The 13,194-nt window shown below is 74.8% G+C and carries 10 protein-coding genes and 1 tRNA gene; 3 read left to right on the top strand and 8 right to left on the bottom strand.

Annotated elements, in window-relative coordinates:
* Nucleotides 1-144 precede the first annotated feature (144 nt).
* The 7 genes from ACMXGY_RS08210 to ACMXGY_RS08180 all read right to left on the bottom strand — a co-directional run bounded on the left by ACMXGY_RS08210 (nucleotide 145) and on the right by ACMXGY_RS08180 (nucleotide 10,583).
* The gene (locus tag ACMXGY_RS08210; protein ID WP_483776356.1) at nucleotides 145-642 is read right to left on the bottom strand and encodes an acyl-CoA thioesterase; all 498 of its coding nucleotides are present in this window, start codon (nucleotides 640-642) and stop codon (nucleotides 145-147) included.
* Between the two features lie 139 nt (nucleotides 643-781).
* Nucleotides 782-2,533 (bottom strand): GTPase, encoded by a 1,752-nt coding sequence (locus ACMXGY_RS08205; protein WP_483776355.1) that lies wholly within the window; start codon nucleotides 2,531-2,533, stop codon nucleotides 782-784.
* Nucleotides 2,530-4,590, bottom strand: coding sequence for a dynamin family protein (locus tag ACMXGY_RS08200; RefSeq protein WP_483776354.1), 2,061 nt, complete (start codon nucleotides 4,588-4,590; stop codon nucleotides 2,530-2,532). Before ACMXGY_RS08200 ends, ACMXGY_RS08205 begins: the two co-directional genes overlap by 4 nt.
* 328 nt (nucleotides 4,591-4,918) lie before the next feature.
* Nucleotides 4,919-6,601, bottom strand: coding sequence for an energy-dependent translational throttle protein EttA (gene ettA, locus ACMXGY_RS08195; protein ID WP_483776353.1), 1,683 nt, complete (start codon nucleotides 6,599-6,601; stop codon nucleotides 4,919-4,921).
* Between the two features lie 146 nt (nucleotides 6,602-6,747).
* Complete coding sequence (locus ACMXGY_RS08190) at nucleotides 6,748-7,272, bottom strand: single-stranded DNA-binding protein (protein ID WP_483776352.1); 525 nt, start codon at nucleotides 7,270-7,272, stop codon at nucleotides 6,748-6,750.
* A 45-nt stretch (nucleotides 7,273-7,317) separates the two neighbouring features.
* Nucleotides 7,318-8,904 (bottom strand): ABC transporter, encoded by a 1,587-nt coding sequence (locus ACMXGY_RS08185; RefSeq protein WP_483776351.1) that lies wholly within the window; start codon nucleotides 8,902-8,904, stop codon nucleotides 7,318-7,320.
* The gene (locus tag ACMXGY_RS08180) at nucleotides 8,901-10,583 is read right to left on the bottom strand and encodes a GTPase (protein ID WP_483776350.1); all 1,683 of its coding nucleotides are present in this window, start codon (nucleotides 10,581-10,583) and stop codon (nucleotides 8,901-8,903) included. The genes ACMXGY_RS08185 and ACMXGY_RS08180 overlap by 4 nt, the downstream gene beginning before the upstream one ends.
* 146 nt (nucleotides 10,584-10,729) lie before the next feature.
* Between ACMXGY_RS08180 and ACMXGY_RS08175 the strand changes: the two genes are divergently transcribed.
* A tRNA-Arg gene (locus ACMXGY_RS08175) sits at nucleotides 10,730-10,802 on the top strand.
* Nucleotide 10,803: 1 nt separating this feature from the next.
* Here the strand turns inward: ACMXGY_RS08175 and ACMXGY_RS08170 are convergent.
* The gene (locus tag ACMXGY_RS08170) at nucleotides 10,804-11,166 is read right to left on the bottom strand and encodes a DUF6221 family protein (RefSeq protein WP_483776349.1); all 363 of its coding nucleotides are present in this window, start codon (nucleotides 11,164-11,166) and stop codon (nucleotides 10,804-10,806) included.
* 402 nt (nucleotides 11,167-11,568) lie between these two features.
* On the opposite strand from ACMXGY_RS08170, the gene ACMXGY_RS08165 reads away from it, so the two are divergent.
* Nucleotides 11,569-12,015 (top strand): hypothetical protein, encoded by a 447-nt coding sequence (locus tag ACMXGY_RS08165; RefSeq protein WP_483776348.1) that lies wholly within the window; start codon nucleotides 11,569-11,571, stop codon nucleotides 12,013-12,015.
* Nucleotides 11,999-13,096, top strand: a complete 1,098-nt coding sequence (locus tag ACMXGY_RS08160) for a fatty acid desaturase family protein (protein WP_483776347.1) — start codon at nucleotides 11,999-12,001, stop codon at nucleotides 13,094-13,096. The genes ACMXGY_RS08165 and ACMXGY_RS08160 overlap by 17 nt, the downstream gene beginning before the upstream one ends.
* Nucleotides 13,097-13,194 lie beyond the last annotated feature (98 nt).

Below are 13,194 nucleotides of genomic sequence, written 5' to 3'. Positions count from 1 at the left end.
ACCACGGTTCCGACCCGGCCGACCCCGGGCGTCATTCGCGGGCGTGCGCGGCGGGTCGCGGGTGGGCCTCCGCGGGCGGGGTACTGCGGGAATCAAGGGCGTCGACGTCGCTCTCCTGCGGCGCGGGTCTGTGTCGAACGAGGCTCAGCTCCGACGACGGAACGTCAGCGGCTCCTCGACGTACGGCTCCCACGCGGTGCGCTCGGCGTCGCTGAGGCGCCGGGGCCGGCCGGTCGCGGCGTCGACGACGACGATCGTCGTCGCGGCCTTCGCGTAGGGCTCGCCTCCCGAGGTGGGGCCGGTGCGGTCGAACCGGGCCGCGCCGTCGTGCACCTCGTAGCAGACCTCGATGCTCGCACCGCCGAGGTGCCCGACCCACAGCTCGACCCGCACGGGCGTGCGCGTGAACGCGAGCGGGCGCAGGTACTGGATCTCCTGGCGCGCGACGAGCGTGTGGCTGGTCGCGTGGGGACCGGTCTCGAGGACCGCCGTCGGCCACGCGTCCTCGCCGGCCTCGGGGTGGGTCCAGAACGCCGTGATGCGCGCATCCTCGAGCAGCCGGAACATCTCGACGTTGTTGACGTGCGCGTACGCGTCGAGGTCGGACCACCGCAGGGAGACGGGGACGTGCAGGCGGGTCATGAGGGTCCTCTCGCTCGACAGGGGCGCGACCATTGTCTCCGACCGCCGAGCACGACGTTCCACGCCGTCGAGCACGACGTTGCTGTCGTTCTCGGCCCGAGATCGACAGCAACCTCGTGTTCGGCGGAGTGGCGGGTCGTCAGGACGCGGCGACCAGCGCCGCCGTCCGGCAGCCGGCGAGCGCCTCGAGCTCCTCGCCCACGGGGAGCCGCACGAGGCGGTCGGCGACGCGGCCCACGGCCTCTCGCAGCCGGCGCCGTGCCCGGGCGGCTCGCCGTCTGCCGCCGACCGCCGCCGCGGCGCGCGAGACGAGGGCGACGAGGACCCCGACGACGACCCCGCCGAGGACGAGCAGCGTGGGCCACGGGATCTCCGGGGCCCCGGCACCACCGAGCGTCAGGACGGGCGTCGGCGGCTCGGGCAGGCGCAGGTACACGAACCCCCACAGGGCGGCGAGCCACAGCAGCCCGGCGACGAGCGCCGCGAGCACGAGCCACTGGAACGTCCCGACGACGCGCCACCACGCGGGCCGGCTCGGTGCGTCGAGCCCGGCGCCCGCGACAGCCTGGTCGAGGGCGTCCGCGAGGCCGTTCGTGCCCTCCGTGACCCGGCGGCGCGCCGCGAGCGCCCACGCGTCGGGGAATCCCTCGGTCGCGGCGTCGACGTAGTCGCGCACGGCCGTCTGCGCCGTGGCGCGCAGGGCGGGCGACACGGTGGGCAGCGACGTGCGCGCGAGGTCGGGGCGGACCGTCTCCCCTGGCCCTTGCAGCTCGGAGGCGGCGCGAGCCCGGGCGGAGCCCGGCGCAGGCCCGACGCGCAGCCCGATCCGGCGCAACGGGTCGGGCCGGAACCGACCGACCCAGCGCGTCACCGGCCAGCCCGTCGCGGCGCGCGCGTCGCGCACCGCCGACCCGCGCACCGCCGCCACGACGGTCGGCACGCCCGCTGCGGCCTCGAGCGCGTCGACGAGGCCCTCCCGGGCGCGCTGCGCGGCGCGTTCGGGCGGCGGCTCCCCGCAGGCGGCGGCGAGGCGTCGTGCGACCGCCCGTTCGTCCGCGGCGAGCCGGTCGTTCGCGGCACGACGGCGCGCGGCGGCGTCCGCGAGCAGGCCGCGCAGCTCGTCCAGCCCCTGCCCGGTCCGTGCGGACACCCCCAGCACGCGCGCGTCGGCCAGCCCGTCCTGCGCCACGAGACGGCGCAGGTCCGCCAGGCAGGCGTCCGCGTCCGCCGGCGTCAGGCGGTCCACCTGGTTGAGCACGACCACGACTACGGCACCGTGCCCGGCGAGCGGCCGCAGGTAGCGCTCGTGGATCGCCGCGTCGGCGTACTTCTGGGGGTCGACGACCCACACGAGCAGGTCCGCGCGCTCCACGAGGCGCTCCGCGCGCACGCGGTGCTCGACGACGACGGAGTCGTGGTCGGGCAGGTCGAGCAGCACGAGCCCGCTCGTGACCTCGGCCGCGCGCCGCCCGCGGAGCAGTCCGCGCAGGCCTCCGGGTCCGTGCTCCGGGTCGGGGTCGCCCGAGGCGAGCGGCGCGCCCATGTCGTGCCGACGGCGCACCTCGAGCCAGTCGAGCAGCTCGCCTGCGCCGGTTCCGCCCGCCGGACCGCCGGTCCCCCAGACGGCCGCGAGCGCGTGGGACGTCGTCGGGCGCTGCACGCCGACCGCAGCGAGCTCGGCACCCGCGAGGGCGTTGAGGACGGACGACTTGCCCGACCCCGTCGCGCCCGCGAGCGCCACGACGGTGTGGTCGGCCGACAGCCCCGCGCGTTCTCTCGCCCGGGCGACGACGGCCCTCGCGTCGGCGAGGAGGTCGGCGTCGAGCCGCCCCTCGCCCGCGCGGACGGCCGAGTCGAGGGCGGCCGTGCGGGCCGCGAGGTCGATGCTCATGCGGGACCGCCGCCCCCGAACAGCCGGCGCCAGAACCCGGGACGGGCCGCGTCGTCGGCGTCCGCCGCCTGGGCGGGCTCCCCCTCCCGCACCGCGGACGGGCCCGAGGCCGCGCCGCGCAGCAGCCGTGCGGCGTGCCGACCGGGCCGAGCGTCCCGGGCGTCGTCCGGTGCGGGGCGCGAGGACCGCTCGAGCCGCGCGGCGCCCTCCACGGCGCGGCCCGCCTCGCGGACCGAGCGCGCCGTCTCGGCCGCGTCCGCCGTGCCGAGCGCGTCGAGCTGCGCGGTGTACCGTGCGGCCTCGTCGCCGAGCACGGCGGCGACCCGGGTGTCGAGCCGTTCGCGGGCCGTGCGCGTCAGTCGCCGGACCGCGTCGTCGCCGAACACGGCCTCGAGGAGCTTCTGCGCGAGGATGGCGGTGCCGCCCGCGATGCCCACCTCCGCGCCCGTGAGACCGCCCGTCGAGGCGAACACGACGACCATGAGGCTCAGGCCGAGCCCGTTGATGCCGAACGACAGCGCGCGGGCTGCCCCCCTCTTGCCGGCGCCCTGCTCGCGGACCAGCTCGAGCACGTCCGACTGCCACCCGCGGATCTCCTCGCCGACCCGGGCGCGCGCACCGACCGACGCGCGAGAGAGGTCGAGCCCCTCGAGCAGTGCCGCACCGGCCGGGTCGGCGCGCCACGTGCCGTACGCGCGCTCGGCCGCGGCGTCCGCCGCATCGAGCACGACCGCTTCGAGCCCGTGCGCTATCGCCTGCTCGACCTGCGGCGCCTGTGCCGGACGCCCGCGGAAGAACGCCCCGATCGCGTCGCGCACGCGGCCCACGCCCTGCTCGACCGACCGGAACAGCTCGCTCGTCCCCACGAAGTCCTGCCAGCGCGCGAGCACCTCGCCGCGCAGGAGGGCGCCGTCGCACGTCGCGGCGTCGACGGTGGTCGCCGCGTCGGCGTACGCCCGCCCGACGGCGTCGCGCAGCCGTGCGTCCGACGTCGCCTGGGCGTCCACCGCGCCGGCGACGAGCACGCTGCGCCGCACGAGGTCGTCGACGACGCCGTCCCGCGTCGCCGTCGCCACCCGGTCGCGCGCCTCCGCGTCCGCGCCGAGGTCCGAGAGCCACGCGGCGACCTCGGCGACGGCTGTCTCGGGCAGCAGCCCGTCGACCAGCTCGACCTCCCCGACGACGAACAGGGCCGCCCGCCCGAGCCCGTTCTCGTCCATCATCCGGCGCAGGTCGTCGCCGACCGCCTCCGCCCCGGGGTCGACCCGGTCCAGCACGATCGCGACCTGCGCCCGCCGCTCCGCCGCGCGGTGCAGCAGCTCCCACGGGACGGCGTCGGCGTAGCGCGCGGCCGTCGTCACGAAGAGCCACAGGTCGGCCGCGGCGAGGAGCTGGGCCGCGAGCTCGCGGTTCCCCGTCTCGACGGAGTCGACGTCAGGCGCGTCCACGAGCGCGAGCCCCTGGGGCAGCGCGTCGCTCGCCACGAGCCGCAGCGTGCGCGCCGGGTCGGCAGGCGGCCGATCCGTGGACGCACCGTCCCCTCGAGCACCCGGTGAGGGATCGGTCCGCGGCCCGTGCTCGCTCATGCGCGCGAGCGTCGGCAGCACGCGGTCGGTCGAGAACCACCGCTCGTCGAGCGGGTGGTGCACGAGCACGGGCGCGCGCGTCGTGGGGCGCAGCACTCCCGGCGCGGACACGTGCTCGCCGAGGAGCGAGTTCACGAGCGTGGACTTGCCCGCGCCCGTCGACCCGCCCACGACCACGAGCAACGGTGCCGCGTGCGAACGCAGCCGCGGGAGCAGGTAGTCGTCGAGCTGGTGGACCGCGTGGTCCAGGTCGTCGCGCGCGGCCGACGCGCCGGGCAGCTCGAGCGGCAGCCGCACGGCCGCGAGCCGACCCCGCAGGATCTCGAGCGCCTCGACGAGCCCACCCGTCCCCGCCGCCGCAGCCGTCACGACACCCCGGCCGGACGACGCCGGCACCGGCGACACCTCGTCGAGGGAGGCCGCGTCGTCACCGGGGACGACGTCGTCCTCTGGCCCGCCGGTCACCGTCATCCCGCCAGTCTGCCGCAGCCCCGCAGGTCAGGCCCGATGGACACTCACCAGCGAGGACGCCGGTCGCCCGCACCTCGAGAGCGAACCCGGCCGGCCGACCACCAGGGCGGGCCGTGACGAGCCCTGGGGACGACCGCGTCGGCGAGCCGACGGACGAGCCCGGCGGGAACGACGGCGCGCGCGGGTCGTGGAGGGCCTGGCGGGAGCCGCGAGGAACGAGCGGCGGATGGTAGACCCGCGCGCGCCGTCGTGGACGCCGGGCGGGAGTGCCACGAGACGCGACGAGGCCGGACGGAGGTGGTCTCCGTCCGGCCTCGTCGGCACCCACTCAGTCGCGCGTGAGCTTGCGGTACGTCACGCGGTGCGGACGTGCCGCGTCGGCCCCGAGGCGCTCGACCTTGTTCTCCTCGTACGACGCGAAGTTGCCCTCGAACCAGTACCAGTTGGCCGGGTCCTCCTCCGTGCCCTCGTACGCGAGGATGTGCGTCGCGACGCGGTCGAGGAACCACCGGTCGTGGGACACCACGACGGCGCAGCCGGGGAACTCGAGCAGCGCGTTCTCGAGCGAGCCGAGGGTCTCGACGTCGAGGTCGTTGGTGGGCTCGTCGAGCAGGAGGAGGTTGCCGCCCTGCTTGAGCGTGAGCGCGAGGTTGAGGCGGTTGCGCTCACCACCGGACAGCACGCCGGCAGGCTTCTGCTGGTCGGGGCCCTTGAACCCGAACGACGCGACGTACGCGCGCGACGGGATCTCGACGTTGCCGACCTTGATGAAGTCGAGCCCGTCGGACACGACCTCCCACAGGGTCTTCTTCGGGTCGATGCCGCCGCGCGACTGGTCGACGTACGAGATCGACACGGTCTCGCCGACCTTGAGGTCGCCGCCGTCGAGCGGCTCGAGGCCGACGATCGTCTTGAACAGCGTCGTCTTGCCGACGCCGTTGGGGCCGATGACTCCGACGATGCCGTTGCGCGGCAGCGTGAAGCTCAGGCCGTCGATGAGCTGGCGCCCGTCGAAGCCCTTCTGGAGGTTCTTCGCCTCGAGGACCAGGTTGCCCAGGCGCGGGCCCGGCGGGATCTGGATCTCCTCGAAGTCGAGCTTCCTCGTGCGCTCCGCCTCGGCGGCCATCTCCTCGTAGCGGGCGAGGCGCGCCTTGGACTTGGTCTGGCGGCCCTTGGCGTTGGACCGGACCCACTCGAGCTCCTCCTTGAGGCGCTTCGCGAGCTTCGCGTCCTTCTTGCCCTGGACCTGCAGGCGCTCGCCCTTCTTCTCGAGGTACGTCGAGTAGTTGCCCTCATAGGGGTACAGGCGCCCACGGTCGACCTCGCAGATCCACTCCGCGACGTGGTCGAGGAAGTACCGGTCGTGGGTGACGGCGAGGATCGCGCCGGGGTACGTCGCGAGGTGCTGCTCGAGCCACAGCACGGACTCGGCGTCCAGGTGGTTGGTGGGCTCGTCGAGCAGGAGCAGGTCGGGCTTCTCGAGCAGGAGCTTGCACAGCGCGACGCGGCGGCGCTCACCACCGGACAGCACGGACACGTCGGCGTCCGGCGGCGGGCAGCGCAGCGCGTCCATCGCCTGCTCGAGCTGGGAGTCGAGGTCCCACGCGTCGGCGGCGTCGATGGCCTCCTGCAGCGTGCCCATCTCGGCGAGGAGCGCGTCGAAGTCGGCGTCGGGTTCCGCCATGAGGGCGGAGATCTCGTCGAACCGCTGCTTCTTGGCGAGGATGTCCGCGACGGCCTCCTGCACGTTGCCGAGGACGGTCTTCTCCTCGTTGAGCGGCGGCTCCTGCAGCAGGATGCCGACGCTGTACCCCGGGGAGAGGCGCGCCTCGCCGTTCGACGGGGTGTCGAGGCCGGCCATGATCTTGAGGATCGTGGACTTCCCGGCGCCGTTGGGCCCGACGACGCCGATCTTGGCGCCGGGCAGGAAGTTCAGGGAGACGTCGTCGAGGATGACCTTGTCGCCGTGCGCCTTGCGCGCCTTGTACATGGAGTAGATGAACTCAGCCACAGCCTGTTGTTCCACCGTTTCGGTCGGTCGGGGTCGGTCGGTGATCGTCGACCACTCAGCCTACGCGGTCGGGCCGTCGCACGGCGCGTCGCGGTACGGCGACCGCCGCGCGACGGTCCGGCCTGCGCCTGGCCGGCCGGGCTCCGTCAGACGGGCGCGAGCTCGCTCTCGGCGAGGGCGTCCTCGGTGAGCGTGTCCGACGTCGCCGTGCCGGGCTGCGTCCCTGCCTCACCCTCCGTAGCCGCCGGGAACCCGTCGTTCGCGAAGCCGTCGGCGGTGCCGCTCTCGCCCTCGGGCTTCTCGCGCCGCTGGACCGTGCGGGTGAAGCGCGCCTCCCCGAGCGTCAGGTCCGGGCCGAGCGCCGTCGCCTCGACGACGAGGCTCGTGCGCGGCCCGTCGGGACCGTCCCACTCGTCGACCGCGAGCCGGCCCGTGACGACGACCGGGTCCCCCTTGTGCAGGGAGACGGCGACGTTGCGTGCGACGTTCTTCCACGCCTTGACCGTGAACCAGAGCGTCTTGCCGTCGACCCACTCGCCGCGCTCGCGGTCGAGGTAGCGCCGCGTCTGGGCGATGCGGAAGCTCGTGAAGTCGTTGCCGGTCGCGGACCGGAAGAGGGTGGGCGTCGTCGCGACGAAGCCGGAGAGCGTGACCGTGACGTCACCGTGCATGGTTCCTCCTGAGGTTCGGCGGCCGGGAGGGTCCCGGCCACCGCCTCAGGGTGCGGCCGGTGCGGTGGCGCCGTCCGGCGTCGATCCCTCACCTGTGGACGGACGCGCGAGATCCGGGCCTGTGGGTAGACGTAGAGCCCCGGTGAGCGGGGCGGCGGGCGCCTTGTCGCGCGCCGACTGCGCCAGCTCGCGCACCTGGCGGTGCGTGTCGAGCAGGGCCTGCGTCGGCTTGCCCATCGCGTCCTGGACGACCCGCTCGATCGCTCCGCGACCTGACGCGAGGACCTGCTGCTCGCGCCGTCGGGCGAGCGTGCGGCGGACCTGGAGCGCGACGAGGAAGGCGACGACGGCGCCGAGCACCGCGACGGCGGCGACCACCGCGCACACCGTGACCAGGGTCCCGTCGAGGTCGAGCACGCCCAGCGAGCCGAGCACGGCCAGGACTCCCGCGACCACCCCGAGGCCGAGCGCCGACCACGCCGCGCGGCGCGTCGGGCGGGCCGACGACGGACCGCGCGTGTCGAGCGGGATCTTGGCGAGCGCCGCTCGCGTGGCGTCCGCCACGCGGTCAGAGGGCGCGACGGCCTCGTCGAGGGCCTTCTGCCAGCCGGGGCGCAACGATCGGCCCGCGCGGGCGATCCACCTCGAGCGGGACAGCGCGACGGCGTCGGGCTGCGGCGGGGAGAATTCCGGCCGTCCGTAGCCGTTGCGGACCGCGGCGCCGACCTGGCCGGCCACGGCCGCGAGGCCCGTCGCGCCCGCGAGCGCCTCGACCTCCTCCTCGACCGCGGTGCTCATGGTCCACGGCACGTCGCCGGGCAGCTGCTCGAGGAGCAGCGCTCCGGCGCGGTCGAGCTCGCCCGCGACGCGGCTCGCCGCGACGCTCCGCCGTGCGACCGCCTGCTCGAGGAGCGAGCGCAGCTCGTCGAGCCCCTCGCCCGTGCGGGCCGAGACGGTGGTGACGTAGACGCCGTCGAGGCCGTCCTCCTCGAGGAGCCGGCCCATGTCCTCGACCAGCGAGTCGCGGCGGCCCGGCGGGACGGTGTCGATCTGGTTGAGCGCGACGACCATCGAGCCTTCGAGGCCGGTGGACTTGCGCAGATACCCGGAGTGCAGCGCGTCGTCGGCGTACTTCTGCGGGTCCACGACCCACACGAGCAGGTCGACGAGCGGCAGCACGCGGTCGACGACGGCCCGGTGCGCGGGCTCGATCGAGTCGTGGTCGGGCAGGTCGAGGAGGACGAGCCCGCCGAGCGCGTTCTCGTCGTCGCCGTCGAGCTCGCCGTCGCGCGTGATGCGCCGCTCGGGGTCGACGGCGAGCCAGTCGAGGAGCGCCGTCGCGGCGTCGCTCCACGAGCACGACGTCACGCGCGCCGTCGTGGGCCGCTTGACCCCGACGTCCGCGAAGTCGAGACGGGACACGCGGTTGAACAGGCTCGACTTGCCGGACCCGGTGCCGCCCGCGAGCGCGACGACCGTGTGGTCCACGCCGAGCTCGAGCCGCTCGCGCACTCCCCCGATCGCGTCGCGCACCTGGGCCGCGACGGCGGGGTCGAGGCGGTCGCCCGCGAGGTCCACGGCCCGCGCGAGGTCGTCCGTCCGGGCGCGGAGCTGGGCGTCGTGGGACGTCACATGAGCCTCCTCAGCTCGGCGAGTCGTAGGCGGAGCCCGACGGCGGCGTCCGCGGCCAGGGCAGGGACGGCGAGCGCGGTGAGGACCGGCTCGGCCTCCCGCTCGACCATGGTCGCCGCGCGGTCGGCGAGGTCGTCGCGCAGCGCGGTGACCGCGTCGTCCCCGGTGTCGCCGAGCACGGTCCGCACCAGCTGTGCGGCGTCCTCGTTCCCGGCGGCGCCCGCGAGCAGCAGCGCCTCCAGCCCCGACTCGCCGAAGGCCTTGACCGCGGCCCGAGCGGGCTCGGGGGCGGACGGCGACGCCAGCTCGGCGACGACCTGCTCCGCACGCGTGGCCCACTGCGCGACCTGGGTCGTCGCCGCGGCCTCCCGGCGCGCGGCCGCGTCCTCCTCGGCGGGCAGGACGTCCCGCCCACCGGGCAGGGGTGCGGACCCGACGAGCGCGCCGAGCAGCGCCTCGTACCCGAGGACGCCGTCGGCCGCGAGCGTGCGCTGCGCCGCGTCGCGCGTCTCGGCGAGCAGCGGGGCGAGCGCGAGGTCGCGCGCGCGGCCCCGGCGCTTGGACGAGCGCGCGACGCCGCCGCGCACCTTGACGCGGTCGACGCGTTCGGCGCCCACCACCTGGGCCCAGCGCGCGTCGAGCGACCCGCGCGCGACGATCCCGTCCGTCACGGCCTTGCGCGCCTCGTCGCGGACCGAGGGCACGGCCTTCTCGGTGGCCGCCCGGAGATCGGCGGCCGCCTCGACCTGCTGCTCGACCGCGTCCGAGACGCCCGTGACCCAGGCGGGGAGCGCGCCGAGCGCGCCCTTGAGGGTCCGCACGATCACGGCACGCGAGCGGTCCGGGCCTGCGAGCATCGTCAGCCACCGCGCGACGGGCGCCACGACCGACCGGTCGAGCAGACCCTCGTGCGGTCCGACGTCGGGCACGACGAAGAGCGGCACGCCGTCCATGCCGTGGTCCCGCAGGCGCTGGAGCAGGTCCCCGCGGATCGTCGTGAGCGTCTCGCGCGGCACGCGGTTGAGCACCATCGCGACGCTCGCGCCACGCTCCTTGGCCCGCGACAGCGCCTGCCACGGGAGCGCGTCGCCGTAGCGCGACGCGGTGGTGACGAACAGCCACAGGTCTGCCGCCTCGAGCAGCTGGCTCGCCGTGTCCCGGTTCTCCGCGAGCAGCGAGTCGAGGTCGGGTGCGTCGAGGAGCGCGGTGCCGCGCGGGACGCCGTCGTGCTCGATGACCCGCGCGACGCGCGTCACCGGGCCCTCGACGATCACGTCCGCGTCGAGCGGGTTGAACGCGAGGACCGGCTCGCGCGTCGTCGGGCGCAGCACGCCCGCCTGCGACACCTCCTCGCCGAGCAGCGAGTTGTACAGCGTGGACTTTCCCGCACCCGTCGAGCCGGCGACGACGACGACGGCCGGCGAGGACAGCTCGCGCAGGCGGGGCAGGAGGTGCTCGTCGAGCTGGGACAGGAGCCGGGCGCGCGACGCGTCCGCCTCGGGCGCGCCGTCGATGCGCAGCGGCAGGCGCACGTCGGCGATGTCGCGTCGCAGGTCACGGGCCACGTCGTGGACGGTGACGCCCAGCTCCTCGGTCGCCTGAGCGGGCCTCCACGAGCCCGGCGGACCGCCGGGCCTGGTCGTGCTCGCGTCGCTCGTGGCGGCGTCAGGGGTTCTCACTGGTTCATAGTGACTGCTGCTGGTGACGGCGCCAAACGTACGCGCCGCACGACGGGCCGGGACCGGCACGGCGAGCGTGCTCACGTCGAGACCGCTCGCCGCCACGACCTCCCGTGCGGGCGCCGCGCCCACTACGATGACTGCGCGCCTCGATAGCTCAATGGATAGAGCAACGGCCTTCTAATCCGTAGGTTGCAGGTTCGAGTCCTGCTCGGGGCACTCAGATCCGCCACGCCTCGTCGAAGTCGGGGTGGTCGGCGTAGGGCAGCGCGAGCGCCTTGAGGATCCGGTCCCCGACGAACGCGAGCGCGCTGTCCGCTCGCGCCGAGGACGACCGCTCGAGGTCGACGGTCATGTCGTACCCGGTCGCCTCGTACGCGAGGTCGATGATGCGCCGCTTCGCGTCGCACTCCGCGAGCACCCGTGCCGGGTCGAACCGCGCGGCGAACCCGGCGGACGGCTCGTCTGCGGGACGGACTCTCGTAGCGTTCGCCAGGGCACGGGCTGCGAGCTCGTCCTCGTCGATCCGTGCGTGCAAGAACTGCGGCAGCGTCATCGTGCGCTCCTCGTCACGGCCGCTCACCGGCCTCCTGCGTCAGGCGGTCGCGTCGGTGGGCGGCGCGTCGGCTCCACGATCTCATCGCACCGGGGCGTCGACGAACCGCGCGCCGGGGCCGACGGGCCGCACCCGCACCGTCGGTGCGCGCACGCTCGGAGCCCGGAGACACCCGGGTGTACTGTCAAAGTGTGGTTGATCGCCGGATCGGCCCGCGAGGCGCTGATCGAGCCGAGGCTCGCACGGAGCAGGAGGAATCCGCTCCGGACGAGGGCACGGCGGGCGCGCGGTGGGACGACGACGGCGGTTTCGAACCCGACCTGGAGGACGAGTCCCCGATCTCCTTGCCTGGGACGCCTGGCGCCTCACCGCCTGCCGAGACGGCGGCGGACGCGAGCCGCTGACCGGCTCCGACGATCGGACGACGCCATGACCACCACCGCACCGACCTCTGCCGGCCCCGTCGAGGAGACCGCGCTGCAGCTGCACGGCGTGCTGGACACCGCGCTGCCCCGCGAGCTCGGCACGAAGACCGCGCCCGACCGCTACACCGTCGCGGCGGTCTTCTCACGCCGCGTGTCCGGTCAGGAGCGGGCGCTCATCGAGCAGGAGTCGGTGCGGCGACTGCTTGCCGACAAGGGATACCCGGGCATCGAGCTGACGGTCGAGGACCGTCGCCTGCTGATCACGAACACGAACCTCGCGATGCTGGAGGCAGGGCTCGCCCACGAGATCGCCGCCGTCCTGCGCCACGTCGAGGAGTGGATCTCGGCCGAGCGCACCCGCACGGCGAACGAGCTGGACGAGTGGCGCGCTGTCGAGGTGAAGCGCGCGGCGAGCGTGAAGGCAGAGTCCGATCGTGTCCGCTTCGAGTGACGGGCCGTCGCCCCTGACCGTCGCAGGCCGCACCGTGCCCGCGGCACGTTCGACGACCAGGGACTACTCGGTGCTCGCGAAGATCGTCCGCGAGTCGGGCCTGCTGCGTCGTCGCCGCCCCTACTACTGGACGCGCCTCGTCCTCACGGGCATCGCCTTCGGCGCGGTCTGGACGGGGGTGGTGCTGGTCGGCGACTCGTGGTGGCAGCTCGCGCTCGCGGCCGCGCTGGCCGTCGTCCTCGCCCAGCTGGCGTTCCTGGGCCACGACAGCGCACACCGGCAGGTCTTCCGCTCCCGTGCCTGGAACGACTGGACCGCGCGCGTCCTGGCGAACGTGTTCGTCGGGCTGAGCCACGCGTGGTGGACCGCGAAGCACGACGCGCACCACACCGCCCCGAACCAGGAGGGTCGCGACCCCGACATCTCGCCCGGGATCATCGCGTTCACGCCCGCGGTGCTCGCGAGCCGCCACGGCTGGCGCGCGTGGCTGGCCCGCCGGCAGGGCTGGTTCTTCTTCCCGCTGCTCACGCTCGAGGGGCTCAACCTGCACGTCGCGAGCGTGCGCGCCGTGCTGGGGCGGCGCCCCGTCCCGCACCGCGCCGTGGAGGCGCCGCTCCTGCTGTCGCGACTCGTGCTCTACGCGCTCGCCCTCGGCCTGCTCCTGCCGCCCGCCATCGCCGCCGCGTTCCTCGCGGTGCAGCTCGCGGTCTTCGGGGTGCTCCTGGGCGGGGCGTTCGCGCCCAACCACAAGGGCATGCCCATCGTCCCCGCGACGGCGGACGTGGACTTCCTGCGCCGCCAGGTCCTGATGTCCCGCAACATCCGCGGGGGCGTCGTCGTCGACTTCCTCATGGGCGGGCTCAACCGGCAGGTCGAGCACCACCTGTTCCCGAGCATGCCGCGCCCGAACCTCAAGCGCGTCCAGCCGCTGGTCCGCGAGTACTGCTCGCAGCTCGGCGTCACGTACACCGAGGTCGGCTTCTTCACCTCCTACCGGATCGTGGTGAGCTACCTCAACGACGTCCCCGGGCGCGCGCGCGACCCGTTCTCCTGCCCGCTCGCGGCCAGCCTCGGCCGCTGACGCGGCCGCACGGACCAGGACGTGCGCCGGGCGGTCGCGGGGGGCGCGGAGCGTAGACTCGGGGCATCCGCGGCGAACGCTCCCCACTCGAGGTGTGC

This window comes from Cellulosimicrobium sp. G4 BAM 1002 (assembly GCF_057126935.1).
The sequence above is the reverse complement of the archived record's forward strand: the minus strand, read 5'-3'. Positions and strand labels throughout refer to the sequence as shown.